Below are 25489 nucleotides of genomic sequence, written 5' to 3' on the forward strand. Positions count from 1 at the left end.
CCCCTTGAATACAGAGCTAAAGCCGCTTAAAATCGTTTTTTTATTTCCACTGTCTACTTGACAGGGGGCAGTTCAAATTTGTGGTTCCCTCATTTTTTATTTATTAGATCATTACCTCATCCCAACGCAATTCAGCCTCATTCTTTAAACTTGCAATATGCAGGGTTAGAGTACCTAAAATGGTCGGCAGGTCTCGATTCTTTATAGCTTCGAATAATGTTCTGTGGTCCTGATGCCTCTTTTTGGTGCTCTCTAATGATGTAGAATGAACAATTCTGGACAAGGAAACATGTGTGTTTAAAGAAGTGTAAATTTCCAATACCTTTCTATTTCCGGCCCACTCAACTAGCATCTTATGGAACTTCATGTCCAGTTTGCTATACATGTCAAAAGGGAAGGGGTTCACTTCAAGCAGTGAGTCCATCTCATGGACAATGTTCCCCCACTCGTTCACTTGCTCATCTGTAACAGTATTTGTTATGCGCTGTGCTGCCCATGTTTCAATCATTAAACGGGCATCAAGAATGTCAATAAAATCAGTAAAATTTACTTGCGTAACATATGTTCCTTTTCTTGGGATGATTTCAATCAGTCCATCATGAACAAGCTGATTGATGGCATCTTTTACAGGAGAACGGCTTACCCCAAACTCGTCCGCTAATTTATGAATATCCAGCTTTTCGCCAGGCAGATATTTTCGACCAATAATTTTACTACGTAAAACATCATAAACTTGTGTAGTCAAAAGTGAGGTTTCAATTGTTGACAAGTTCATACTCCTCCATTCATCAGTGGATTCAAATCTAAAAAATTCAAACAGAACTGAAATGTTACATATTAGATTAATATAATGAATAATAGATAACTTTTATTATAGAATTTTTTTCATAAAAAAGGAAGCTAATATATTTTGTATATTTAGTAAACAAAATGTGAAAAAATGTGTTGACGTAGGAGAGTAGGGGACTGTATCCTAGAGAAGTGATATGTAACATTTCACATATCACAATGAAATGTTGAATGATAGCGCAATCAATATTTTCAATTTTTCGACTCCGGGAGGGTGGGAAACATTTCTCCCATACTGTCTTAGCGGAACATTGAAGAGAAGAATTGTATCAACTTTTAAAGGAGAAAACATCATGAAAAGTATTGTTTGTGAAGAGCCCTTTAAATTTGTCATGAAGGATGCTGAGATTCCCACAATAAATGAGGGGGAGGCGTTAATCAGGATTCGCCGAATTGGGATTTGCGGAACTGATTTTCATGCGTACAGGGGCCGTCAGCCATTTTTTACATATCCTCGGATTTTGGGTCATGAACTATCCGGGGAAGTTGTTGAAGTGCCAACAAATGAAGCCGGTTTCAAAGTTGGCGATTATGTTGCCATCATTCCTTATTTGGAATGTGGAAAGTGTGTAGCCTGCCGCAGTGGTAAAACAAATTGCTGCACTGAATTAAAACTGTTCGGTGTACATATTGATGGTGGGATGCAGGAGTACTTGGCTGTTCCGATAAGTCATCTTATGAAAACAAATGAGATTACTTTGGAACAGGCTGCAACGGTGGAATGCCTTGGTATCGGTGCCCACGCAGTAAGACGTGCCGAGATCCAAAAGGGGGATCTTGCGGTAGTCATCGGTGCTGGTCCGATTGGATTAGGTGTCATGAAATTCGCTAAACTTGCTGGCGCTAAAGTCATTGCCGTGGATATGAATCAACAGCGTTTAGATTTTTGCCGTGAGTGGGCAGATGTGGATTTCACAGTGAACGCAAGTGATGATGCTTTAGAACAAATTAATGAAATAACAAATGGAGATATGGCAAATCTCGTCTTCGATGTAACTGGAAATGTGAATTCCATGAATAATTCGTACACATATGCATCAAGCGGCGGACGTTTGCTCTTTGTCGGACTGGTACAAGCCGACTTTACTTTGCCAGACCCAGAGTTTCATAGAAAGGAACTTACCTTATTATCTAGCCGGAATGCGACAAGAGAAGACCTTGAGTACGTTGCGAAAACGATCAAACAAGGGTACATTAATACAGATCAATTTATAACATCAAAAACATCATTTGGTGAAATCAATGACAAATTTGAAATGCTCATGGCACCTGAATCTAAAACAATCAAGGCCATGATCACTTTATAAAAAACAAATAAAGGGGAGAATATTGTTCATGAAAAAGTTAGGAATCATTTTAGCATTATTTCTTGCCATTGGTTCAATTTTAGGCGCTTGTGGTAAAAAAGAAGAACAGGCATCAACATCAAAAGAGGCTGACAGCAAAGACACGTCTTACACAATTAAAGTTGCTAACTATTATGCCCCAGACCATCCGCAAAACAAAGCATTGACTGAAAAATTCAAACCGCTTGTTGAAGAAAAATCTGGCGGATCATTAAAAGTTGAAATCTATGAAAACAACAAGCTTGGTGGCGAGAAAGATTTCTACACTGCTGTTCGTAACGGTACAGTTGAAATGGGACTTCCGGGTATGATCATGCAGGCCGACGTTCCGAAAATGGGAGCAATTGAATGGCCATTTTTACTTAGAGATTTCAAACATGCAAAAGCAGTATTAGATGGACCAGTAGGAAAAGAATTGACAGACGAGCTTGCAAGCAAACATGGTGTTCATCCGTTAGTATGGAGTGCAAATGGATTTAGAATGGTTTCTTCCAGCAAAAAGGTTGCTAGTATGGAAGATTTCAAAGGTCTAAGACTTCGAATGCCTAACACACCTGTATTTGTGCAATTAGGCCAATTATTAGGAGCCAACGTTTCCCCAATGCCGCTTTCAGAAGTATTTACGGCGCTTGAAGGAAAAGTAGTAGACGGTCAAGATAACCCAATTGGGGTTGTCAGATCTTCAGGCTTCTATGAAGTTCAAGATTATATTTTAGAGTCCCGTCACGGTTTTACACCAAACATTTTAATTATTAACGAAAACTTCTGGAAGAAATTATCCGATAAGCAAAGAAAAGCGATTGAAGAAGCTGCGAAAGAATACTCAGACTATGAGTGGAAACTATCTGAAGAAAGCTATGAAGCTGACAAGAAGTTCCTTGAAGAAAAAGGTATGAAATTCATCACTCCAGATGACAAATTCAAGAAGCAAATGGAAGATGCGGTAAAACCGATGTATGACGAGTATTACAAACAATATCCATGGGCTAAGGAAATGGTTCAAAAGATTAAAGATACAAAATAATCCATTGATTGAGAAGGGGCTCTTACTTTGGCCCTTCTCAATTTTTGTAAGGAGTTGACAACAACGATGAAAGGAATTACAGGCAAGGTAAATTCCATATTGAAATTTCTCATCGTAGTATGTTTATCGCTAATGGCAATCTTTGTTTTTACCAATGTTATTTTACGTTATGCTTTTAATTCGGGAATTACCTGGTCTGAAGAAGTATCACGATTCTTATTTGTTTGGATGATATTTTTAGGAGCAATACTGGCGTTTAATGACAATGAGCATTTAGGTGTAGATATTGTCGTGAAAAAGCTTTCGCTGACAGGAAAAAAGGTAATGTATCTCATTTCTAATATTATTTTACTGATTACACTGGTCTTTCTTCTTGAAGGAAGCTGGAAGCTGACGCTTCTCAACACGGACCTGTCCGCGCCTGCGACAGGCATGTCATATGCCTATATTTATGTATTCGGCGTGATAATGAGCGGCTCTATGATCCTTATTATTCTTTATAAGTTATATAGATTTATAATTAAAAAGGATTATAGCCAATTAATTATGGCGGCATCGGAAGACAGCATTGATCATCATGACAAAGACGAAACGGGGGATAAGAAGTAATGACATTAACAGTCTTTATTTTAGCATTGTTAGGTGCCATGGCTTTGGGGATCCCGATTGCTTTTGCATTATTAATCAGCGGAATTGCCTTGATGCTTGTTCTGGGTAACTTCGATACGCAAATCCTTGCTTCCAACTTGATTCAGGGAGCTGATAATTTCCCTCTAATGGCGATTCCTTTCTTCGTTTTGGCTGGAGAGTTGATGAATGCGGGAGGAATTTCAAAAAGAATTATTGCTTTTGCGATGGCCTGTGTCGGGCATGTTCGCGGCGGCCTGGGGTATGTGGCCATTATCGCAAGTGTTTTGTTTGCGGGTTTATCTGGGTCAGCTGTTGCCGATACCGCGGCACTTGGGGCTATTTTAATTCCGATGATGGTAAGTCAAGGATATAACCGGAATCGTTCTGCAGGTATAATTGCCGCAGGCGGTATCATCGCTCCAGTTATTCCGCCAAGTATACCGATGATTGTTTTCGGTGTAACGGCTGGAGTATCAATTACAAAATTGTTTATGGCTGGGATCATCCCTGGTTTAATTCTGGCAGTTTCTTTAACAGTCGTTTGGGCGCTTGTTGTTAGAAAAGCCAAGATGGAGGCACAGCCTCGTAAAACAGCAAAAGAAATATTAAAAGCAATTATTGCCGCATTTTGGGCATTGCTGTTGCCGGTCATCATCCTTGGCGGTCTGCGCGGCGGTATTTTTACACCTACGGAAGCAGCATCAGTAGCAGCATTCTATGCCTTATTTGTCGGCTTGTTTATTTACCGGGAACTAAAACTTAAAGATCTTTACCATGTACTTGTAGCATCTGCTAAAACAACAAGTGTCATCATGCTATTGGCCGCTGCTGCAATGGTGTCCGGGTGGCTAATTACTGTTGCCAATATTCCGGCACAGCTGACAGCACTGCTTGAGCCATTTATTGGTCATCCAACACTATTGATGATTATTATTGTCATTATTGTACTGATTATCGGAACTTCCATGGACGTAACACCAACCATCTTAATCCTAACACCTGTTCTCATGCCTCTTATTCAGGCAGCGGGTATTGACCCAGTCTACTTCGGATTAATCTTTGTATTAACGACTTGTCTTGGTCTATTAACGCCGCCGGTAGGAACGGTCTTAAACGTGGCAGCAGGAGTTGGGAAGTTAGGGATAGACGAAATTGTCAAAGGTGTATGGCCATTTTTATTGGCAGAAGTCATCGTGGTCTTCCTTTTAGTCATGTTTCCATCACTGGTTTTGGTCCCGTTGGAATGGTTCACAAAATAGAAAAAAGCCGAGAGCATTTCTCGGCTTTTTTCTATTGTAAATTCTTATTGAACGGCTTTCGCAGAAAACTCCGCAGCAGCTTTTAAATCTTTATCGGAAATGCTGACATCTGCCTTTTTGAACTCGTCTTTTAACACTTTAACAATCTGATCCTGTGTGATTTTTGATTGCTTTACCTGTTCGGTAAGGGTTTTTTTCATTTCCTCGTATGACTTTTTCTCCTTTTTATCAGTTACCTGGATGATATGGTATCCGTAGGAGGATTTGATTGGGTCACTGATTTGATCCTTTTCTAAAGCATAGGCTGCCTTTTCAAAGTCGGGGTCCATGACGCCGGTGCCAAACCAGCCAAGGTCGCCGCCTTTGGAGGCAGTAGCGGTATCCTCTGATTCCTTCGCTAAATCCTCAAACTTCGATCCAGACTTGAGTTTTGCGGCAATTTCATTTGCTTTTGCTTCATCAGTTACTAATATATGGCGGGCACGAATTTCCGGTTTGTAATCATCGTATGCCTGCTTCAGTTCTTTATCCGTTACCTTTATGGTTTTAAACACTGCCTTTTGCTCCAGCAGATTTAGCTTTACAGAGTTTCGGTAGTCGTTTTCGTCTTTAAAGCCATATTGCTGTAATGTGGAGAGAAATGAATCACCTATCTGCTCCTTTGTTTTATTCACTCGGGCGTCCACTTCAGACTTAGAAACGGAATAATTTTTTGCCAGCACTTTTTCCACTGCAAGCTGCTGAAGGGTTTGTGTTCCATATTTGTCTTTCATCGCTTGATATAATTCATCCTGAGAGATGTTTCCTGCGTCGGATTTCATGATGGCACTGCTGCTGCAGCCTGCCAAAGCCAAAGCGCCAACCATAAATCCTGAAAGAATCCATTTTTTCAATTATTTCACTCCTAAATTTTTATAAAATCTATGGTACAGAATGAATATGAATAAAAAATGAACAAGCTAAGAACAATTGTAGAAAAAATGGAAAGCGGCCAGAAGAAACGATAAAATATATTTTATTTCCGCTAATTAAGAAAGGATGTCACATGTGTCAATTTTGTCTTCACTTCTTTATACGCTAGTAGTCGGCGCCATTTTCGTGTATGTATTCATTTTTTTATATGATGTGTTTTATGGAGAAAAACAAGAGAAGCAGGAAAAGAAAATACGGAAATATTATAAAAACGAATCCATCCAAAAGATTGATCTGGTTGAACATCAGCCGCGTAAATATACGATTTATCAACTTAAAACAGATAAGGAAACAAAAAGGGTTAAATTAAAGCCTGGGTACAAAGTGGTGAAATTAGTACCGAAGAAAAAAGGAGAGTAAACAAAAAAGGACCGGCTCCAGGAAGAGCCAGTCCTCATTTTTTTGCTTTCAAATTAAGAAGCGATGGAAGTTTTTTGAGATTTTGCTTGGGTTACACCGCTTGGGTTAAATTCTTTTTCTGTTTTTGAAATAACAACTGTAGCGACACCATTACCGATTAAGTTTGTAATCGCACGTGCTTCTGACATAAAGCGGTCTACGCCAAGAATAAGTGCCATTCCTTCTACCGGAATCATTGGGAAAGCTGCTAAAGTTGCTGCTAAAGTGATAAATCCTGAACCAGTAACACCAGCAGCCCCTTTAGAAGTTAGCATTAATACGCCAAGCAGGGTTACTAGCTGCCAAATGGTTAATTCGACTCCATAGGCTTGGGCAATGAAGACTGCAGCCATGGATAGGTAGATGGAAGTTCCATCAAGATTGAAAGAATAACCTGTCGGAACAACAAGACCGACAACTGATTTTGAACAGCCATACTTTTCTAGTCTCTCCATCATCTTGGGAAGAGCAGATTCTGAAGAGGATGTTCCTAAAACAAGCAGGATTTCTTCTTTAATATATTTTAAGAAGCTAAAGATATTGAAGTTATAGAATTTAGCAATAGTGCCAAGAACAAACACGATAAACAGGAACATCGTAATATAGACAGAGCCCATTAATTTACCTAATGAGATAAGAGAGCCAATACCGAAGTTACCGATTGTAAAGGCCATCGCTCCGAATGCTGCAATTGGAGATACCTTCATGATCATATTAACAATAGCAAAGAAAATTTCAGAAACTTTTTCAAAGAATGAAATGACTGGTGCTGCTTTTTCCCCCAAAGAAGCAGCGGCAATTCCGAATAACACGGCAAAGAATAGAACTGGCAGTAAAGTTCCCCCAGAAAGTGCTGCAAGTGCATTATCAGGAACGATTCCTAAGATAAAGTCCATCACGCCGTGGCTTGTTTCAGCAGCAGCTTTAGTGTACTGTGAAACGTCTGCCCCTTCAGCGGCTTTGGTATTAAAGCCGTGACCAGGCTTGATAATAGAAACTACAAGAATACCAATTGCCAATGCGAAGGTAGTGACAATTTCAAAATAAAGCAGTGCCTTACCGCCAATACGGCCAACCTTCTTTAAATCTCCCATATTTCCAATCCCGATGACGATGGTAAAGAAGATGATTGGTGCGATGACCATTTTTATTAGTTTAATAAAGATATCTGCTAGAACCTTTAGCTTTGCCCCAAACTCTGGAAACAGAAACCCGACTGCAATACCTAGAATAATACCGATAATAACTTGAACTGTTAAATTGCGAAAATTAATTTTCATTCCTTTTACCCCCTTTGTTTGATAACGTTTTCATTTCTCCCTGTTTTCATATTAATTGATAATTTGAAATTTTAATATTTTAGGTGATAATGGTCTTTTTGGTCTTTTTGGTCTTAGAATTGGGCAAAGTATATTTAGTGTAAATAATAAGAAAAGGGACTGCCTGCTAAGGCAATCCCAATTTCGACTATTTTTCAGCTATCATATTTTCCCCTTTTTTTCTTTGAAAACGAACCAAACGATTAAGGTAAGTATAATGGTAAGTACTTCTAGTGAAAGAATATAGTATGGGTAAGGGCCCAAGAAGTCTAATAAACTTGCATGTTTGGGTTTATGATTTAGGTACATATAATTTCCATCTACAAGATAATTGATAAGCAAGACAGTCGGCGCCAAAACATTTATGAATACAAACAGCTTTACACAGGACCAAATCGTTGGCCTGAACCCCTTTGCCCATGTGAAATAAAGCGGTACCCAAACGATCACCATATGGGTAATAAAGAAATGAAAAAAGCGGAAATGTGGGAAGTCGTAGTTTAATGATGGGGTGAAAATAGCTTGCGTGGCACCTAGCAGGCCTGTGAACAACAATATTTCATAAAGAAGTTTCTTTCTGGAAAATAAGAAAATAATCGTTAAAAGCAAACTAATATTGCACAATTCAAGCGGAAGAGAATGACTTGCTTTCCAGTTTCCATTTACATACATCCATAAATGGTTAATCAATTCTAGTATAATCAATGAGATGGCTAAGCCTATTTCTGCGTGTCTCCATTTTTCGTCCTTTAACCGGCCTCGCATATAGTAAAGTCCCGCTGTAAAACCCAAGAAGATACCCATAATGATAAAATGACTTAATGAAAACATTTCAAAATCGAATTTAGCATAATTATCCCCAAACCACTCCATAGTTTCACCATCCTTTCATTACATAATGGGTGGACCGAACAATTAATGTTGAGCCTTTGTAGTAACATATGCTAGTACTGTACTGCATGTTCGACATTCCACTGTCCTGAAAACATCAACAAAAAAAGCCTTGAATAATCAAGGCTCTAAAGGTCATATTAGAATTCTTCAATAGGGGACACTTTAGTGTGTCTCAAGTTGGTCCATCCTTTTCTTTACAAATTCTTTCATTTCCTTGTCTTTTGTAGTTTGCAGAAACTTCTGGTAAACAGGTCTTAAGGCTTGATACCACTCCATTTTTTCCTGCTCCGTTAATCGATAAATTTGGATGGAGGATTCACGCTCTATTAGATTGAGCTGCTCTTTGTTTACCCGTTGTGATTCGGAAATCATCCAAGAGGTGGTTTCGGCCATTGCCTCTTGAATATCCCGCTGGACCTCTTTAGGCAGCTTGTCCCAAAACTCTTTGTTCATTAGAACCGCATAACCTAAAAATCCATGATTACTGACAGTCATATACTTTTGCATACCATAAATGCGTCTGGAATAAATATTTGAAATCGTATTTTCTTGACCGTCAAATTGGTCTTCCTGAAGCGATGTATATAATTGGTTAAAAGGAACCTCGACAGGCTGAGCGCCTAATGCCTCGAATTGTTCAGCTATAATGGGACTTGGCATAATTCGAAATCTTTGACCTTTAAAGTCATCTGGGTACAAAAGGGGGTTAAGATTGCTCGACATTTGCTTAAAGCCATTGCTCCATAAGGCCAGCCCTTTGATTCCTTTGTTCTCATTTAATGATAAAAACCTATGACCAAGCTCGCTTGAAAGTGTCTCTTCAATATCTTGATCATTCTCAAACAAAAACGGCAAGTCAAACAGTCCCCATTCTGGTGCCAGGTTTGTCAGTTTGGATACGGAGGGGGCAATCATTTGGACATCGTTATCAATAAGAGCGTCGAGCTCATCTTCGTCAGTATGCAAACTTCCATTTGGATACACTTCTACTTTGACTAAGCCATCTGTTTTTTCCTCCACCAGCCGGGCGAACTTTTGCGCGGCCAGCCCCTTAGGAGTATTTTCAGCAACAACGTGGCTAAAACGGATGACGATTTGTTTGGACAATCCGTCTTGTTCATCATCATAGGGGATTTCCTTCCCGCTTAACAAACTGGCGGGCAAGAAGAAGAAACCAATTATTAAGGTGATGACAAGCACGCTTGATGCAATTAAATACTTCATCAGAAATTCCCCCTTGTTTTCCTTATTATTTTAACATGTTAAAATTATTTTAGTAGATTTCATCTGAAAGGAATACTCCTATGAATCGTCTCTCAATACAGACCAAGATTACGGCGCTGATCTTTTTTATTGTTTCATTCTCTCTGTTACTTGCCGGAATTATCGTTATTAGTAATTTCATCAATACTGAAGAGGCTGAATTACAAAAAAGGGCTTTACTTTCGGCACAAACCATTGCAGAGGATGGAGGAATCAAATCCAATATTACGGGAAGCATGGAGGACAGGAGGAAGATTCGCAAACGAGTGGAAACATTGCGAATCATCCATCATGCGGACTATATTGTTGTGATGGATATGAATCATATGCGTCTATCTCACCCCCTTCCAAGCTTGATAGGAAAAAGGTCGAATGGGAGCGATGAGGGACCGGCATTTGCCGAACTTACCTACACAACAAAAGCAAAAGGTGAAGTAGGCACGATGATTCGAGCCTTTGTGCCGATTATGAATGAGGAGCATCAGCAAGTCGGGGTCGTCCTGGCAGGTTATAAACTTCCTACTTTTTTTGAAATGATTTGGGATTTAAGGATGGAAATTCTATTTGCCGGCTTCATCTCATTATTGTTTGGCGGCTGGGGGTCCTGGCTGTTTGCTTCTAAAATGAAAAAGCAAATGTTTAATTTGGAACCGCATGAGATTGCTCAATTAGTGCAGGAGCGGACGGAAACCTTTAATGCCATGCATGAAGGGATTATCGCCATTGACAAAGACGAAAAGATTACGATTTTTAATGATAAAGCAAAAACAATGATGGGGATATCAGGAGATGTGATTGGCAGGGCTATTGCCGAGGTAGTACCGGACACAAGATTGCCAGAAATTCTTGAGCTCAAGAAGCCAATTTATAACAAAGAGCTGACCGTTCGTAATTTAAATATACACAGTAATCGCATTCCGATTAAAGTAAATAATGAAATCATTGGAGCGCTTGCCATATTCCAAGACCGCACCGAAGTGAAAAAACTGGCCGAAGAGTTAACCGGCTTTAAAGCTTTTGTCAGTGCCTTAAGGGTGCAAAATCACGAACATATGAACAAGCTTCATACAATTGCTGGACTGTTGCAGCTTGGGAACCCGAAAAAAGCGCTTGAATATGTATTTCAAACAGCCGAAGAGCAAGAAGAACTGACACAATTTTTGTCGAAGAATATTAAGAGTGAAAGTCTTTCCGGACTGTTGATCAGTAAGGTTAGCAGAGCCAAGGAATTGGGCATTCATTTACATATTGACCGCAACAGCCGGCTACATTCGTTCCCAGAACCGCTAGATGAACATGATTTTGTGATTATTATCGGAAACCTTATTGAAAATGCGTTTGATTCCTATAGGAACAAGGATATAGATGAGAAAAATATTTATGTTAGTATCGAACATGATGAGGAGATTTTATCGATTCTGGTTGAAGACAACGGGAGCGGCATTCCTGAAAACGTTCTGCCGCATATTTTTACAAAGGGCTTTTCAACCAAGGACAGCTTGGATCATGGAATTGGGCTTTATTTAATAAAAGAAATCGTTGATCGGGCGGGCGGCACGATCCAGGTAGAATCTGACCTTGGAAAAGGGACGACCTTTATTGTAACGATTTAACAAGGGGGATTGTTGTATGGCTGAAGGGCTAATTCGGGTTCTGTTAATAGAGGATGATCCGATGGTTCAAGAAATAAATAGGCAGTTTGTAGAGAGGGTCGAAGGGTATAAGGTCATTGGTGTTGCTTCAAATGGAAAAGAGGGGATTGAGCTTATCAAAAAAGAAAAGCCGGACCTCGTTTTTATCGATATTTATATGCCCAACCAGGATGGAATTACAACAATCAAACAAATTCGCTCAAAAGAACTCGGAACGGATGTCATTGCGGTAACGGCAGCAAGTGATATTGAAACGGTCCGTGATGTTCTACAGCATGGGGCCGTTGATTATATCATGAAGCCTTTTAAATTTGAGCGGATACAGCAAGCTTTGATAAATTACCGGAATTATTATAGCAGTCTTTTGAAAAAAGATGCGATTTCCCAGCAGGAATTGGATAATTTGTTATTTCAGCAAGGCAAGCAGGACAAAGGCGAGCTGCCAAAAGGACTGAATATGTTGACACTCGAAAAGGTAATCGAATATCTAAAAGGGCAGAACCTGGCCATTTCTGCAGAAGCAGTCGCAGAAGGCATCGGCCTCGCCCGAGTAACCGCGAGAAGGTACCTAGAATATCTCGAACAAAGCGGAAAAGTGGAAATCGTCATCGAATATGGCGGAATTGGCCGTCCTGTTAACCAATATAAGATTTTATGATGCATGGGGACGGTTCTTTTGCCTCACTTCCGTGAGGCAAAAGAACCGTCCCTATTTGTTTACAAATCAACTAAAAAATGGGATAATTAGGGAGATTACAAAGGAGGGAAGTAAGTTTATGAGACCAGCTATTTGCCAATATTAATTTTTCGAAAATTAATCTGAATTTCGTAATGAGTGTTAAATTGCCTAATTTAGTTAGGTTTATTTGCGATTCTCTTTATGGAATAAGGCAAATTAGAAGGTAACTTACTTTACTTAAATATCAAGATTATAATAGGTGTAAAATGTTTTCTTTTTGTAAGCACATTTTTGCACAGTAATTATATTCGAACGTATTTTTAGACTGTAAGAAGAATTTCTCTTCTTATGGTCTTTTTTATTTTATAAAACTAAATAGGATGGAAGTACTTCTATGCCTTGTCCATAAAAAGCATAAGCTTAGATTATGGATGAAAGAAGGGATCTTTATGTTGGAATTGAAGTTAAATGGCGTGAAGAAATTTATGGAGGCCACGCTTGTCGTTGAAAATATAACCTTTGAAGCGTATGAGGGTGAGAAGGTCGGGATTATCGGCGCAAACGGAAGCGGGAAAAGCACCATCCTCAAGCTGATTGCCGGCATCGAACCGATGCACTATTACCCTGGTTACCCGCAGACCTCAAGCTATGGATATGACGAAGGTTTGATAAACCTGCCAAGAAGCGCCACAAGGGCTTACCTTGAACAAATGCCAGCGTATCCGGGAGGCTTCAAAGTGATTGATGTGTTAAATCAGGCCTTTGAGGAACTGGAACGCATCGAAAAGGAAATGCGGGAATTAGAAGAACAAATGGAGACATTGGATGGTGAAGCCCTTGAAAAAGCGCTGAAAAAATACAGCGACCTCGTTCAATTATTTGAGGCCAAGGGCGGATATGAGCGAGACGAAAAGTTAGGCAAAGTATGCACCGGGCTTCATTTTTCTGAAAGCTTTTTAAACAAGGATTTTGATTTGTTAAGCGGCGGAGAGAAGACGACTGTTGTGCTTGGAAAGCTATTGATTCACAATCCTGATATCCTCTTGCTGGATGAGCCGACGAATCATTTAGATATGGAAGCGATTGAATGGCTTGAGGGGTATCTCAAGAGCTACAAGGGAATTGTCATTATCGTGTCGCACGACCGGTATTTCCTCGATAATGTGGTCTCGAAAATCGTGGAGATTGAGGATATGCAGTCGATCACCTATAAGGGCAACTATTCCTCGTTTGTCAGCCAAAAGGAAGAAAACCTAAGAATTCAATTTGAACATTTTCGGGAGCAGCAAAAGAAGCTCAATAAGATGGAAAATACCATCAAGGATTTGCGCGATTGGGCGATGCGTGGCGGCAATGACAAGTTCTTCAGAAGAGCGGCAAGTATCCAAAAGAAGCTTGATAAGATGGAGCGAATTGATAAGCCGGTTTTTGAAAGAAGAAATATGAGGCTCGATTTCAAGGCTGCAGTAAGGTCCGGAAATGAAACGATTAAGGCAGTCGGGCTGTCCAAGAGTTATGGAGATAAGGTCATATTTAAAAACACAGATGCCATGATTCAGTACGGCGAAAGGGTGGGATTGATTGGTCCCAACAGCTGCGGGAAAACAACTTTCTTGAAGATGCTGTTGGGTGAAGAACAGCCCGATGCCGGTGTGGTGGAACTGGGTGCCAATGTATTGGCAGCTTATTTGCCGCAGAAGCTTATTTTTAGTAATGAAGAACTCACCGTGCTGGAGGCGTTTCGGGAGGATATTTCGATTCTGGAAGGCAAAGCTCGTGAGTATCTATCCAAATTCATGTTTTATAAAAATACCGTCTTCAAAAAGGTAAAGCATTTATCGGGCGGGGAGCGAATCAGGCTCAAGCTTGGTATGCTGATGTTTCAAGATATCAATTTATTAATCCTTGATGAGCCGACCAACCATCTGGATATCGATTCGATTGAAACACTTGAGGAAGCGCTTGAAGATTTTAAAGGCACGATATTCTTTATTTCCCACGACCGCTATTTTATTAATAAGATCGGCGGGCAGGTTATCGCGGTTGAAGATTATGCTATAAAAAGCTATCTCGGAAATTACGATTATTATAAAATTGAAAAGGCGAAATTGAGCAGGCACGAGGAACCGAAGAAGGCTGTTGTAAAGGTTGAAAAGAAGAAAATAGAGAAGGGTCCCGCAGTTAAGCAGGAAGCGGTTGAGGCAAAGGTGCTGACGAGGATCCAAAGCCTCGAACATGAAATCAGCGAACTAGATGCCGCTATGGGAGCAGCCGCCCTGGATTATGAAGAATTAGGGAGGCTGTATGAAAGGAAACAAGCATTAAGCACAGAACTAGAAATCGTGATGGAAAAGTGGCTCGATATTAGTTAAAATCGGAATCGGTTTTTTTGTGTAGCACGAGTGAAGCTCGGGGACGGTTCTTTTGCATCATTTAGTGATGCAAAAGAACCGTCCCTATGCTTCAATGTAAATAGGAGGGGTAATGATGAAACCAAAAGTGATAGTTTATAAAAAAGTAGATTCTAATGTTTTGGAATTTTTACAGCAAACATGTGAAGTTGTTTATTTTGATGAACTAGATTCAAATACATATCCTGCATTTTTTCAGGAATTGAAAAATGCAGATGGGATATTGGGTTCAAGGTTGAAAGTGGACGCCAAATTATTGGACAAGGCTCCTCAGTTAAAAATAGTCAGCAATATGTCAGTAGGATACGATAATCTGGATATAGCAGCTTTGACAGCACGTGGAGTCATGGCAACGAATACTCCTGATGTATTGAATGATACGGTGGCAGATACGATTATGGGGTTAATTTTGGCTGCAGCCAGAAGGATACCGGAATTGGACCATTGGATGAAAACCGGGCAGTGGCAATCCGAACTGAAAGAACAGTGGTATGGGGTAGATGTCCATCATAAGGTATTAGGAATTATTGGCATGGGCGGAGTCGGCACTACCGTGGCCAAAAGGGCGCACTGTGGCTTTGATATGGAAATTCTTTACCACAATCGATCAAGAAATATGGCTGCAGAAGAGAAGTATGGCGCCACCTATTGTTTAATGGAAGAATTGTTGAAGAAATCCGATTTTGTCTGTCTCCTGACGCCGCTCACGCCGGAAACCGAAAAGCTAATCGGAAAAAAAGAGTTCGAGCTCATGAAAAAGTCGGGGATTTTTATCAATGCGTCAAGAGGGAAAACCGTTGACGAAGAAGCGTTGATTCAGGCCCTGCAAACTGGCGAAATTGCTGGTGCCGGCTTGGATGTGTTTGTCCAGGAACCAATTAACATGGACAATCCGCTACTTTCAATGAAGAACGTAGTAACCTTACCGCATATCGGCTCAGCCACCTATGAAACCCGCCTTCAAATGGCAATGACAGCCGCAACAAACCTCGTTTCCGGCCTAACAGGCGACACTCCGGCAAATTTAATCAAGTGAAGCATGGGGACGGTTCTTTTGCATCATTTAGTGATGCAAAAGAACCGTCCCCGTGTATCATTTGAGAACCTACCATAAGGTAAGATTTGCCGTTTAAATTATCACTTGCTTGGAGGCCGGTGATATTTTTTGTGAAAAAAAAGGCTTTTACCTTTAGAAATTAATTTATAATATACCTAGAGATAATGGCCTTATATCAAGAGCAACCTGTATTTCTAGATGAATTGGGGAAAATTTAATAAATCCGAGACAACCAAAGAAGAAGGAGACCTATGACCATGAAAGTCGAAAAAGTTCGTTGGGGTATTATTGGCTGCGGCGATGTTACCGAGGTAAAGAGCGGGCCAGCTTTTCAAAAAGTTACGAATTCAGAGTTAGTTGCTGTTATGAGGAGAACCGGTGAACTAGCGAAAGACTATGCGGAAAGACACCATGTCCCGAAATGGTACGATAATGCCGATTCACTTATAAACGACCCGGATGTTGATGCTGTCTACATTGCTACACCGCCAGGTTCACACAAAGAATATACCCTTAAAGCTGCACAGGCGGGAAAGCCTGTCTATGTAGAAAAGCCAATGGCGCTCAACTTTGCGGAATGCCAGGAAATGATTGCTGCCTGCAAAGCCGCCGGCGTTCCATTATTTGTTGCCTACTACCGCAGGGAAATGCCTCGATTTTTAAAAATTAAAGAGTTGTTAGAGAAAAACGCAATCGGAGATGTCCGTTTTGTTTCAACAACACAGTATCAAAAAGCTTCAGATGACGTAAAGGATCCCGAAAAACTCTCATGGAGAGTTCAACCTGAAATTTCAGGCGGCGGGCTGTATTACGATCTCGCCAGCCACACCCTTGATTTGCTCGATTTTCTACTGGGGCCGATTAAGTACGTTAACGGATTTGCCTCCAACCAGGCGGGTTATTACCGGGCGGAAGATATTGTGACTGGTACATACATGTTCGAATCCGGAATCCATGGCACAGGAACTTGGTGCTTTTCCGCTTTTGAAAATGTCGATGTCAACGAAATCATCGGCAGTAAAGGGAAAATTACCTTTTCAACTTTTGGGTCGGAACCTATTGTTTTGACAACTGCTGAAGGCGCGGAGCAATGGAGTTTTGAACCGCTGCAGCATGTTCATCAGCCTCTTGTGGAAACGATAGTGGAGGAATTGACAGGAGATGGCGGCAAGTGCCCGAGTACTGGAGATTCTGGTGCGCGGACAAATTGGGTCATGGGAGAAATGACCAATTTGTAAATTGAGTTTAGCCTGGAATACAAGATAATAATGAATGGAAAAAACACCTCAAGTTAATAGACTTGGGGTGTTTTTTAGAAAGATTATCTTTCGTATGCGTTATGACGGTAGCCAGTATGGGCTTCATAAACTTCATACCAATGATATGTAGGCGCTTTGAGCCACTCGTACTTCGGCAAATAAACCAGATATCTAATGTTTCCTTCGCTATCAAGCAATGTTTTGAAAACTTTAAATCTACCAATACCAAAAGTCTGGTCCATATAACCCTCCAAACCATCTCTTACAAATTGTTTCTTATCCTCCTGCTCCTGCCTATTCAACTCAATCAGCCCATCCACAAAAATACTCAACAGAACTAAAGTAACCGCAATCAACACAAAAACCAAAATATTCAACAAAAAAATAACCTCCTAAATCAAGATAAGTGATGCATGGGGACGGTTCTTTTGCCTCATTCAGAATTGAAGCAAGAGAACCGTCCCCGTGCTTCAAAATCCGTAAAGATGCATCATCTCCTTTGTTTTTGTTAAAATCAATTCGATTGTACTTTTGGGGAGTATAAGAAGGTGTGATTCAGATAACTTTGTTTTGAGTTAAATAAGAACATTTTTTGAAAATTTAGGAGGGTAAATAAGATGTCAAATAAGAAAATCCTTAATATACAGAAGTTGGGCTTTCCATGGGTGACGGAAGATCCTTTTTTGATGACTGTGCATCATAAGGATGCTTATCCGCCAGGAAATGATGAACAGGGGCCAAGCACTTCATTGGCTGGCAGAAATCTTGGGCAGGATTTTACGATTAAAGACGGCTTTCGGATGTATCATGGCGAAACGGTACCGGGATTTCCGGCGCATCCGCACAAGGGATTTGAAACGGTGACGATTGTTCTGGAGGGTTTGGTCGACCATTTTGATTCGACTGGGGGAAAGGGGCGTTATGGAAATGGAGATGTGCAGTGGCTGACAACTGGGAAAGGCTGCCTGCATACTGAAATGTTTCCGCTTGTCCATAAGGACAAAGGCAACCCGCTGGAGCTTTTTCAAATTTGGCTGAATCTTGCCGCTAAGGATAAAACTGCTAATCCTGATTATAAAATGCTGTGGGCTGAAGATATCCCTGAAATAGAATCCGCAGATGCAAATGGGAAGAAAACGACAGTCCGGCTGATTGCGGGAAAACTTCAGGGGAAAAACAGCTTAGATCCAGCTGCTGCTTCATGGGCAAAAGACCCTAATAATCATGTCGGAATCTACCTTATTCGGCTGGAACCAGGAGCAGCGTTTACACTGCCAGCGGTATCCAAAACATTGAATCGGAACATTTATTTTTACGAAGGAGAAGAAATTCATCTGGAGGGGACAACTGTCCAAGCTTATCACCGTGTCAAGCTTACAGGGGACGAGGAAATCGCAATCACCAATGGCGAAAAAGAGGCATATATTCTCGTTCTTGAAGGTGAACCGATTGGCGAACCAGTCGTGCAGCATGGCCCATTCGTGATGAATTCAGAACAGGAAATCATACAAGCCTTTAATGACTATCGCAGAACACAATTTGGCGGCTGGCCATGGGGCAGGATGGACCCTGTCAATGAACCAGAGGATGGGAGATTTGCACGTCACGGGGATGGAAGAATAGAGAAAAGATAGCGCAAGGGGACGGATCTTGTACATCAACCATGAATTTTTGAAACGGGAATAAAATAAAATTGTCTAATATTTCTTCTTGATTTGATGATTTAACACAATATGTAATAAGACAAAATTTTAGTACCAATATTCCTATAAGGATATAATAGTCTTATATTAAATCAAAGGAGTCTTGCTTTATGGTCTTAAGGGTTCCCTACTACGACATTGCACCTGAAGGTTTGAAAATTATGATGGAGATGGAGAAGTATACGAAAACAACAGCAATCGATCGAAAACTTCGTGAGCTGATAAAAATTCGTGCTTCCCAAATTAACGGATGTGCATTTTGTTTGAATATGCATTCAGAAGATGCTCGGAAAATGGGAGAAACCGAACAACGAATATACTGCGTAAGCGCTTGGGAAGACTGTGAATTCTATACCGAGGAAGAAAAGGTGGCTTTAGAGCTTACAGAGCACATAACGTTAATTCCAACCAAACGTGTTCCAGAGGAGCTTTATCAACGAGTCCGAAAACATTTTGACGAGAAACAATATGTTGACCTTGTTCTAATCATCAATCAAATTAACAGTTGGAATAGAATTTCTATTTCAATGGGGAATATGGCAACTGAAAAATAATGACTCAAGAACGAACATCTAAGGTGTTCGTTCTTTTTTCCACTATACTGAAATGTCAAAAGCGCTCAGAGGTAGTCTTTTATTGTTTAAAAAAGGGTTAAGAAAAAAGAAGAGCAGCCAACGAAGCTGCTCCCCATTGTTATCCTTATTATTGTTTGCTCGCCAATTGCCTTTCCCGCTTTTCAAACAACACAATCAACCCCGGCAACAGCACACCCCTTACCAAGAAGGTATCCAGCAGGATCCCAATGGCGACGATGAAGCCGAAAACGAATAGGAGTTGAATGGGCTGTGTCATCAGAACGGCAAAGGTAGCCGCGAGAATTAGTCCTGCGGAAGAGATGACTCCGCCCGTGCTGGCAACTGCAATTTCGACTGCCTCTCGCACCGAGTGCTTAGCCCGCTCTTCCTGGTAACGGGAAATCAACATGATATTGTAATCAATCCCAAGTGCAATTAAAAATACAAACGAATACAGTGGAACGCGGTTGCTGATGGTATCGATATCAAAGAACAGATTGCTTAGGAACATCCCCAGCCCCAGGGCGGCAAGGAATGAAATCAAGATGGTCCCAATCATATAAACCGACATTTTGATTGACCTGGTTAAACTTATCAGCATCACGAAAATCAAAAGCGTCTCAAGCGCCACAATCACGATAAGGTCTCGGTCATTAATGGAGCGGTCATCGACTTTCGTGGCTGTTTCGCCGGCAAAATAAATGTCCCCGTTCACGCCAGCTGATGCAGCAATATTATCAGCGCTGTCCCGCATAACCTCCAAAGTATCCATCGTATTCGCGGAGTATGGATTTTCTCCAAAAGTTAAACTGTATTGAACGACTTTGCCTTCTTCTGCGGTACCATTAACTCTAACGGAGCTTACCAAGTCCTGTTCAGCAAGTTTGTTTTTCAATGCATCCTGTTGTTCAGCAGATAGTGGCTCTGAACCTTCAAATAAAACGGTCGTTGGAGCGAGGTCGCCTTTCTCAAATTTCTCCTCCAGAATTTCATAGCCCATTCGGGATGGCATATCTTTCGGAAATGATTTCATCGTATCAAACTCAAATTTCATGTTTACCATATTGCTTGCTGACAACAGTAGAAACAAGCCAATCACGGCCACCGAAAGTCCCGGTTTTCTAGCAACAAAGCGCCCGATCCGGCTCCATAACGAATTATTTTTGATAGCATCCTGGCCCACCTTAGGAATAACCGGCCAAAAGGATTTTCTGCCAAAAAGGGCAAACAGGGCTGGAACCAATGTCACCGATGCAATCATGATAATCAGCATAGTGGTGGCAAATGTTGGAGCAAAGTTCCGGTAATCACCAAATCTTGCAAAAAATAATACCAACATGGCCGCAAGTACGGTCCCGCCGGAATAGAACACAGGGGTTCCGACCTCCCGCATCGCCTGCCTCATCGCATCAAACTTATTCTCATGTTTTTTCAATTCTTCTCTAAACCGCGAGAAAACAAATAAAGAATAATCAATTACGGCTGCAAACAGAAGAATCGTCATGATGGACAGCGTTTGGCTGCTCATTACCAGTCCTGCCTTGCCCATGAGGCCAAGTGTCTGCATCACCACTTCATACACAAAGGCAGCAGCCAACAGCGGAATTAACGCCAACAGCGGTGAGCGGTAAATCACAATCAATAGCACTAGGATCAGGCCGACTGTTGATAATAAAAGAACAATATCTGCTCTTGAAAACAGATCCAGGGTATCGGTGGCAATACCGGCTGGGCCGGTTACGTACAAGGTTAAATCGGAGTTTTTCTTGACGATTTCCTGAATCGCATCCTCCACCTTTTTAATTTCCTTTGTCTCAATTGATGAATCAATGCTTAAAGGAATAATTGCCGTGGTTTTATCGTCTGAAAAGAAGCCTGCGGCAGCCTGTGGCGGCAGTTTTGATAACGGCACAATCTGGTCCACGCCCTGGATTTTTTCCTTTTCAATTTTATCAACGAGGCTGGCCAGCTGAGGGAAAGTGATTTCACCGTCCTTCGATTGAAAAACGAGTATCGCAGGGATTCCTTCATTGTCTTTAAAGTATTTATCCACTTTCTTTTGGGCGATGACCGACTGGGCATCTTCCGGAATAGATTTGAGGCTGGATACTTCATAGTCCTTGGCACCTGGGGCCAGGACTGCCAACAGCATTGCGGCCGCAAACCAGATTCCAAGAGTAATCCACATTCCTTTTTTGGTCGAGACACGGTCTGTGAGAGATTGCAAGAATGATTTCATATTAGTACTCCTCTGCACTAGTTTATAAGGGCTGTTTTCAAAAGTCGACTAAAAGTGACACTGGTGTCACTTTTGGCAAAAAAATAATTGACACTATTGTCACTAACATTATCTTTTAAAAGTGACACATGTGTCAATTATTTATTTGTGAACATTCCGTGACTAATAATTTCTTTAATCGACTGAACCCATAAATCTTGAGGGATGCCGAAGTGATTGGGAATGGCAATGGTCTGAAAAATTATTCCGAGTACCAATACGTCCGGAATATGGGGCTTCAGCTTGTTCCCGCCTTTTCCTAGTGTTACAAAGTTCTGCATATAACTGTACATTTCTAAGTGCATTTTTTCTAGGTCTTGCGTATTGTTCCGAACCTTTTCATTGAGGGAGGATGGAATTTGTCTGCCTATCTCAATGAGTTGGTGGATTTCTCTATTTCTAAAAATAAGTTCAAAAAGGAATTCAAATTGCCTGTCAAAGTCATCTAATTCCGCTATTTCCTTTAATTCAGCAAGGAAATGCTTCATCTCAAATAACATATAATCGGTAATCAGTTCTTCCTTATTTTCGAAGTATTTGTAAATTGCGCCGCGGGAAATCTCCATTCGTTCTGCTAATAGACTGAAGGTAAAACCCTCATATCCATGTTCGAGCAGCAGCTGCTTGGTGTACTGAAATAATTCCTCCGTCGAAAACTTGCGCTCCCGTGCCATGATGCCACCTCCATCCATAAATGTAACACGGGGACGGTTCTTTTGCATCATTATTGATGCAAAAGAACCGTCCCTGTGCATCAAATTTTTCCGTTTCGAATGACCTGTTTCATCATATCCTTTGCTTTTAAAAAATAATACCATTAAATGGTTGAACGGACCAAATAGGGAATGATTAAATGAAAAAAAGACATGCTGGTTCCGGATTCCGTCCCAACACCCTGTCATATTTACCCATTTTGTACATCTCTTATAAAGAGGTGTATTTTTATGAAAAGGAAACTGATTCGAACGCTCATTGTATTGGTGGTGCTAGTCTTAATATATGACGTGAATTTTCGAACAAAAACAGTAACGTATTTTGGTGAAGATGCGAATTGGTCCATTAAAATCAACTCAAAACTAGTTGGACTTAATGGTAGTTATAGAATTGAAGTTCAATATAAAGGCAGCAAATCAATCGAGTATATCGATTTTAATATCCATCCACCACATTATGAAGCAGGTATCCCTTCCTTGGACAAAAAGGGCTTTTACCACTGGGAATGTAAGGATGACTGTGGGTTTTATGATAAAGAGGATGAACTTCTCTTTTTTATCGTTTGGAAAGAAGACAACCGTTCCGAAGAAAAAATGAGGTTTATTAATTTAAAAAAGATTCCGACTAATTGGTGGAAGTAGAGGAACAACTAAAGGAAAATTGATAAAATAGTGTCGTGGAGGTGGAGAAAAAATGATTGCAACCCAATATAAGATTACACTGCCGAGCGATTATGATATGAATATAATCAGAGACAGAGTGAAAAATAATGGTCATAAAACAGACGGGTTTGAAGATTTAAAGTTTAAACTCTATTTGGTCACTGAAAAAGGAATCCATAATAATTTGCAAAACAGTTATAGCCCGTTATATCTTTGGAAAGGGAATAACGGACTGAACAAGTTTTTATTTAATGGGTTTTATGACAATATCCTAAACTCCTTTGGCTGGCAGCAAGTGAATGTCGGAATTCCCCTGATTGATACCACTACGTCTAAAATCACAGACAATAAGTACTTATTTCAAATCACAAAAGAAATTCCACCGCAAGAAAGTCTAAACAACTTGAAGGATAAAATTGAGGAAAGCATCCCGACAATAGACGAGACAGAATATCTTATTATTTATAATCCGGAGAGATGGAAGTACGAAGTGTTTTATTTCTTAAATGATTTAAGTAGCGTAAAAGATGTAAGTGGGGTCGTTTATTCGATTCTACATATATCACAAGGATAATACCTATTGTCTATTTTCTGTTTCATAAAATGGGCAAACATAAACCCAGTCCTTTTTCGGGGCTGGGTTATTACATTCGGTGGTGTATTTCGAAATAGAGCGCTTGGATAAATTTTTTCATGTTGATTCGGAGTGGGCTCGGTGTGGCGGTTTTTTTGTCTTTTAATTCTTTCATTTTTTGCCGGACGGTTGTAAAATCGAAAAACTTTGATGAGTAATTTTCAAACTTTGGATGGGAAAAGTCTGTCAGCCCTAGTGAAGCGAGGCCATTCAACGATTGATAAATAGCCCTCCGGACACGCTGTTCGGAGGCTTTTATTTCTCTTTGAAGATCTGCCTCGCTGGCTGCTTCACCAAGTTTCTTCAAAGCTATGATTCTAAAAGTTTCCTTAAGGGAAGGAAATCCATTAGTGAATGTTTGCTGCTGTTCGTAGTCATGGAAAAACTGCATAATCTCCAAAAGGTCTTTACCCCCGCTTTCACCGGCAATGCCCAGTTCCGAAAGAAGGAACCGCCCGGCGTCAGAGAATGTTTTCCCTTTTTCCCGATGTAAATTGCCCTCTGGTTTTTGAAAGCTAATATTCATCGCATTTTGTATAGACCTTTGTATATCCTGGATGGATTTCTCTAATCGGGCATGCTCGATCACCTTCTTTACAACCGAAACGACCTCGATTTTATTAATCGGCTTTGTTATGTAATGGTCAATCCCCTTTAAGTAAGCTTGTCCAATCAGGTCCTTAGATTCCACTTGTGAAATCATGATGACCTTTCCTTTAAAAACCGGCTTGATTTTCTGGACCGTTTCGATGCCGTCTTGAACCGGCATTAACAGGTCAATTAGTAAAATATCAACCTTCTTCATATCTAAAAGTTCTCCGCTAACCTCGGAACCATCGGCAGCCTCGCCGACGACTTCGCCAAGGTCATCATCTTCAATAATATGGCTAAGCATCGTACGAATCGATATATCATCATCAATGATAAAAAATCGCATGAAATCACTCTTTTCTCGTTATTTTTGCCATTGGCAGGTGAACAGTGAAAGCTGCCCCTTTGCCATCCTCCGAATCATTAAGCAGAACATTGCCATCATGCATTTCTGCCACTTCCTTAACGTAGGTCAACCCAATCCCAGTGGAGGATTTGCCAGTGCTGTCAAACTTTAAAGTGAATCCGGGTTTAAATATGACATCTTTATATTGGCGTGGAATTCCGGGTCCGGTATCCTTAACGCGGATTGTAAGCCAATCTTGATTTTGTTCAGCCAATAGCTCAATTTTCCCCGTTTCATTGATAGCCTCGACGGAATTGGAAACAAGGTTGTTGACAATGGAGGTAAATGTATATGCATGATAATCGGGGTGTGTTCCGCTAATTGAAAAGACGAACTCAATTTTTTTCCCCAACAGCTCAGCATACTTGTTATTTGTCCTTACAATAATTGAAAAAAGGGAGTCAATGTCAATATAATCAAGCAAACTTTCCTCGGTAATCAGTTTGGAAAGCCCGGACAAAATTCGTTGATTATCCTTTTTGATTTCATGAACTTCACCAGCAATCCGCAAGGCTTGCTGAGGAATCCCTTCCAATGAGAAGTCTCTTTGTCCCTCGTTGATTTCGTGCAAATCCTTGTAAAGATTGTAGGATTGTTTGGTGACCTTCTCGGCAAACTGAAGGGTTTTTTTCAAAAGGATGGTCTCTTCATAAAGATTCGAAACGACCATGATCATATGTTCATTTCGCTTTTGGATTTCCGTTTCCTTCAGCTTGGATTCATGGTATTTAAGAGTACTAAATAAACCAACTACAAAAAAACTTCGAAATACAGCGAAAATCAAAATTTTATGGACGGCATCAATAGTTGTTAATTCTTCAAATAAAAGCCTTTCGAAAAACAACTCTGACATTCCAGCCGCAAATTCTGTTACAATTCCCAAAAGGCCTATCACCCAAGGCAACTGGTTAAA

General features: G+C 40.5%; 24 protein-coding genes. 14 read left to right on the plus strand and 10 right to left on the minus strand.

Annotated elements, in window-relative coordinates:
• Window positions 1-103: 103 nt before the first annotated feature.
• Entirely contained in the window at window positions 104-769 is a 666-nt protein-coding gene (locus KHB02_RS17430) for a GntR family transcriptional regulator (RefSeq protein ID WP_213146603.1), read from the minus strand.
• 373 nt (window positions 770-1142) lie between these two features.
• Here KHB02_RS17430 and KHB02_RS17435 point away from each other — a divergent pair, with 373 nt between their 5' ends.
• From KHB02_RS17435 to KHB02_RS17450, 4 genes are all read left to right on the plus strand, one after another.
• Window positions 1143-2156, plus strand: a complete 1014-nt coding sequence (locus tag KHB02_RS17435; RefSeq protein ID WP_213146604.1) for a zinc-binding alcohol dehydrogenase family protein — start codon at window positions 1143-1145, stop codon at window positions 2154-2156.
• A 28-nt stretch (window positions 2157-2184) separates the two neighbouring features.
• Window positions 2185-3219 carry a TRAP transporter substrate-binding protein gene (locus KHB02_RS17440; protein ID WP_213146605.1) on the plus strand — a complete coding sequence of 345 codons (1035 nt, stop codon included), beginning with the start codon at window positions 2185-2187 and terminating at the stop codon, window positions 3217-3219.
• A 66-nt stretch (window positions 3220-3285) separates the two neighbouring features.
• Window positions 3286-3828 (plus strand): TRAP transporter small permease, encoded by a 543-nt coding sequence (locus KHB02_RS17445; RefSeq protein WP_213146606.1) that lies wholly within the window; start codon window positions 3286-3288, stop codon window positions 3826-3828.
• Window positions 3828-5108 (plus strand): TRAP transporter large permease, encoded by a 1281-nt coding sequence (locus KHB02_RS17450; RefSeq protein WP_213146607.1) that lies wholly within the window; start codon window positions 3828-3830, stop codon window positions 5106-5108. The genes KHB02_RS17445 and KHB02_RS17450 overlap by 1 nt, the downstream gene beginning before the upstream one ends.
• 44 nt (window positions 5109-5152) lie before the next feature.
• Here the strand turns inward: KHB02_RS17450 and KHB02_RS17455 are convergent, their stop codons facing one another.
• On the minus strand, window positions 5153-6001 hold the full coding sequence (locus tag KHB02_RS17455) for a peptidylprolyl isomerase (protein WP_213146608.1): 849 nt from the start codon (window positions 5999-6001) through the stop codon (window positions 5153-5155).
• Between the two features lie 154 nt (window positions 6002-6155).
• On the opposite strand from KHB02_RS17455, the gene KHB02_RS17460 reads away from it, so the two are divergent.
• Window positions 6156-6440 carry a hypothetical protein gene (locus KHB02_RS17460; protein ID WP_213146609.1) on the plus strand — a complete coding sequence of 95 codons (285 nt, stop codon included), beginning with the start codon at window positions 6156-6158 and terminating at the stop codon, window positions 6438-6440.
• Between the two features lie 53 nt (window positions 6441-6493).
• Here the strand turns inward: KHB02_RS17460 and KHB02_RS17465 are convergent, their stop codons facing one another.
• The 3 genes from KHB02_RS17465 to KHB02_RS17475 all read right to left on the minus strand — a co-directional run bounded on the left by KHB02_RS17465 (window position 6494) and on the right by KHB02_RS17475 (window position 9916).
• Complete coding sequence (locus tag KHB02_RS17465; RefSeq protein WP_213146610.1) at window positions 6494-7759, minus strand: dicarboxylate/amino acid:cation symporter; 1266 nt, start codon at window positions 7757-7759, stop codon at window positions 6494-6496.
• A 201-nt stretch (window positions 7760-7960) separates the two neighbouring features.
• Window positions 7961-8671 (minus strand): YwaF family protein, encoded by a 711-nt coding sequence (locus tag KHB02_RS17470; RefSeq protein ID WP_213146611.1) that lies wholly within the window; start codon window positions 8669-8671, stop codon window positions 7961-7963.
• A 183-nt stretch (window positions 8672-8854) separates the two neighbouring features.
• The gene (locus tag KHB02_RS17475) at window positions 8855-9916 is read right to left on the minus strand and encodes a DctP family TRAP transporter solute-binding subunit (RefSeq protein ID WP_213146612.1); all 1062 of its coding nucleotides are present in this window, start codon (window positions 9914-9916) and stop codon (window positions 8855-8857) included.
• An 80-nt stretch (window positions 9917-9996) separates the two neighbouring features.
• Between KHB02_RS17475 and KHB02_RS17480 the strand changes: the two genes are divergently transcribed.
• The 5 genes from KHB02_RS17480 to KHB02_RS17500 all read left to right on the plus strand — a co-directional run bounded on the left by KHB02_RS17480 (window position 9997) and on the right by KHB02_RS17500 (window position 16992).
• Window positions 9997-11568, plus strand: coding sequence for an ATP-binding protein (locus KHB02_RS17480; protein WP_213146613.1), 1572 nt, complete (start codon window positions 9997-9999; stop codon window positions 11566-11568).
• 16 nt (window positions 11569-11584) lie between these two features.
• Entirely contained in the window at window positions 11585-12265 is a 681-nt protein-coding gene (locus KHB02_RS17485; RefSeq protein ID WP_213146614.1) for a response regulator, read from the plus strand.
• A 470-nt stretch (window positions 12266-12735) separates the two neighbouring features.
• Window positions 12736-14658 carry a ribosomal protection-like ABC-F family protein gene (gene abc-f / locus KHB02_RS17490; RefSeq protein WP_213146615.1) on the plus strand — a complete coding sequence of 641 codons (1923 nt, stop codon included), beginning with the start codon at window positions 12736-12738 and terminating at the stop codon, window positions 14656-14658.
• 115 nt (window positions 14659-14773) lie between these two features.
• On the plus strand, window positions 14774-15733 hold the full coding sequence (locus KHB02_RS17495; protein ID WP_213146770.1) for a 2-hydroxyacid dehydrogenase: 960 nt from the start codon (window positions 14774-14776) through the stop codon (window positions 15731-15733).
• A 278-nt stretch (window positions 15734-16011) separates the two neighbouring features.
• On the plus strand, window positions 16012-16992 hold the full coding sequence (locus KHB02_RS17500; protein ID WP_213146616.1) for a Gfo/Idh/MocA family protein: 981 nt from the start codon (window positions 16012-16014) through the stop codon (window positions 16990-16992).
• Window positions 16993-17075: 83 nt separating this feature from the next.
• Here KHB02_RS17500 and KHB02_RS17505 read toward each other — a convergent pair whose 3' ends face one another.
• On the minus strand, window positions 17076-17393 hold the full coding sequence (locus KHB02_RS17505; protein ID WP_213146617.1) for a hypothetical protein: 318 nt from the start codon (window positions 17391-17393) through the stop codon (window positions 17076-17078).
• Window positions 17394-17630: 237 nt separating this feature from the next.
• On the opposite strand from KHB02_RS17505, the gene KHB02_RS17510 reads away from it, so the two are divergent.
• Both KHB02_RS17510 and KHB02_RS17515 read left to right on the plus strand, forming a co-directional pair.
• Window positions 17631-18647 carry a pirin family protein gene (locus KHB02_RS17510; protein WP_213146618.1) on the plus strand — a complete coding sequence of 339 codons (1017 nt, stop codon included), beginning with the start codon at window positions 17631-17633 and terminating at the stop codon, window positions 18645-18647.
• A 179-nt stretch (window positions 18648-18826) separates the two neighbouring features.
• Window positions 18827-19270, plus strand: a complete 444-nt coding sequence (locus KHB02_RS17515) for a carboxymuconolactone decarboxylase family protein (protein ID WP_213146619.1) — start codon at window positions 18827-18829, stop codon at window positions 19268-19270.
• Between the two features lie 148 nt (window positions 19271-19418).
• On the opposite strand, the gene KHB02_RS17520 is transcribed toward KHB02_RS17515, so the two are convergent.
• Together KHB02_RS17520 and KHB02_RS17525 are read right to left on the minus strand one after the other, a co-directional pair.
• The gene (locus KHB02_RS17520) at window positions 19419-21530 is read right to left on the minus strand and encodes an MMPL family transporter (protein ID WP_213146620.1); all 2112 of its coding nucleotides are present in this window, start codon (window positions 21528-21530) and stop codon (window positions 19419-19421) included.
• 137 nt (window positions 21531-21667) lie between these two features.
• Complete coding sequence (locus tag KHB02_RS17525) at window positions 21668-22243, minus strand: TetR/AcrR family transcriptional regulator (protein ID WP_213146621.1); 576 nt, start codon at window positions 22241-22243, stop codon at window positions 21668-21670.
• Between the two features lie 270 nt (window positions 22244-22513).
• Between KHB02_RS17525 and KHB02_RS17530 the strand changes: the two genes are divergently transcribed.
• Together KHB02_RS17530 and KHB02_RS17535 are read left to right on the plus strand one after the other, a co-directional pair.
• Window positions 22514-22924: a hypothetical protein gene (locus tag KHB02_RS17530; protein ID WP_213146622.1), complete on the plus strand. Its 411-nt coding sequence runs from the start codon at window positions 22514-22516 to the stop codon at window positions 22922-22924.
• Window positions 22925-22976: 52 nt separating this feature from the next.
• Entirely contained in the window at window positions 22977-23519 is a 543-nt protein-coding gene (locus KHB02_RS17535; protein WP_213146623.1) for a DUF4865 family protein, read from the plus strand.
• A 70-nt stretch (window positions 23520-23589) separates the two neighbouring features.
• On the opposite strand, the gene KHB02_RS17540 is transcribed toward KHB02_RS17535, so the two are convergent.
• Both KHB02_RS17540 and KHB02_RS17545 read right to left on the minus strand, forming a co-directional pair.
• Window positions 23590-24516 carry a response regulator gene (locus tag KHB02_RS17540; protein ID WP_213146624.1) on the minus strand — a complete coding sequence of 309 codons (927 nt, stop codon included), beginning with the start codon at window positions 24514-24516 and terminating at the stop codon, window positions 23590-23592.
• 4 nt (window positions 24517-24520) lie between these two features.
• Window positions 24521-25489: sensor histidine kinase (locus KHB02_RS17545; RefSeq protein ID WP_241113926.1), on the minus strand; the 969-nt coding region annotated here is incomplete at its 5' end.

Origin of the sequence: Neobacillus citreus (genome assembly GCF_018343545.2) — a bacterium.
Lineage (GTDB): Bacteria > Bacillota > Bacilli > Bacillales > Cytobacillaceae > Neobacillus > Neobacillus citreus.

Coding starts and splice junctions, on each gene's coding strand:
- KHB02_RS17435 (WP_213146604.1), top strand. CDS start 1,143: ATGAAAAGTATTGTTTGTGAAGAGCCCTTTAAATTTGTCATGAAGGAT.
- KHB02_RS17440 (WP_213146605.1), top strand. CDS start 2,185: ATGAAAAAGTTAGGAATCATTTTAGCATTATTTCTTGCCATTGGTTCA.
- KHB02_RS17445 (WP_213146606.1), top strand. CDS start 3,286: ATGAAAGGAATTACAGGCAAGGTAAATTCCATATTGAAATTTCTCATC.
- KHB02_RS17450 (WP_213146607.1), top strand. CDS start 3,828: ATGACATTAACAGTCTTTATTTTAGCATTGTTAGGTGCCATGGCTTTG.
- KHB02_RS17465 (WP_213146610.1), bottom strand. CDS start 7,759: ATGAAAATTAATTTTCGCAATTTAACAGTTCAAGTTATTATCGGTATT.
- KHB02_RS17470 (WP_213146611.1), bottom strand. CDS start 8,671: ATGGAGTGGTTTGGGGATAATTATGCTAAATTCGATTTTGAAATGTTT.
- KHB02_RS17475 (WP_213146612.1), bottom strand. CDS start 9,916: ATGAAGTATTTAATTGCATCAAGCGTGCTTGTCATCACCTTAATAATT.
- KHB02_RS17480 (WP_213146613.1), top strand. CDS start 9,997: ATGAATCGTCTCTCAATACAGACCAAGATTACGGCGCTGATCTTTTTT.
- KHB02_RS17485 (WP_213146614.1), top strand. CDS start 11,585: ATGGCTGAAGGGCTAATTCGGGTTCTGTTAATAGAGGATGATCCGATG.
- abc-f (WP_213146615.1), top strand. CDS start 12,736: ATGTTGGAATTGAAGTTAAATGGCGTGAAGAAATTTATGGAGGCCACG.
- KHB02_RS17495 (WP_213146770.1), top strand. CDS start 14,774: ATGAAACCAAAAGTGATAGTTTATAAAAAAGTAGATTCTAATGTTTTG.
- KHB02_RS17500 (WP_213146616.1), top strand. CDS start 16,012: ATGAAAGTCGAAAAAGTTCGTTGGGGTATTATTGGCTGCGGCGATGTT.
- KHB02_RS17510 (WP_213146618.1), top strand. CDS start 17,631: ATGTCAAATAAGAAAATCCTTAATATACAGAAGTTGGGCTTTCCATGG.
- KHB02_RS17515 (WP_213146619.1), top strand. CDS start 18,827: ATGGTCTTAAGGGTTCCCTACTACGACATTGCACCTGAAGGTTTGAAA.
- KHB02_RS17520 (WP_213146620.1), bottom strand. CDS start 21,530: ATGAAATCATTCTTGCAATCTCTCACAGACCGTGTCTCGACCAAAAAA.
- KHB02_RS17525 (WP_213146621.1), bottom strand. CDS start 22,243: ATGGCACGGGAGCGCAAGTTTTCGACGGAGGAATTATTTCAGTACACC.
- KHB02_RS17530 (WP_213146622.1), top strand. CDS start 22,514: ATGAAAAGGAAACTGATTCGAACGCTCATTGTATTGGTGGTGCTAGTC.
- KHB02_RS17535 (WP_213146623.1), top strand. CDS start 22,977: ATGATTGCAACCCAATATAAGATTACACTGCCGAGCGATTATGATATG.
- KHB02_RS17540 (WP_213146624.1), bottom strand. CDS start 24,516: ATGCGATTTTTTATCATTGATGATGATATATCGATTCGTACGATGCTT.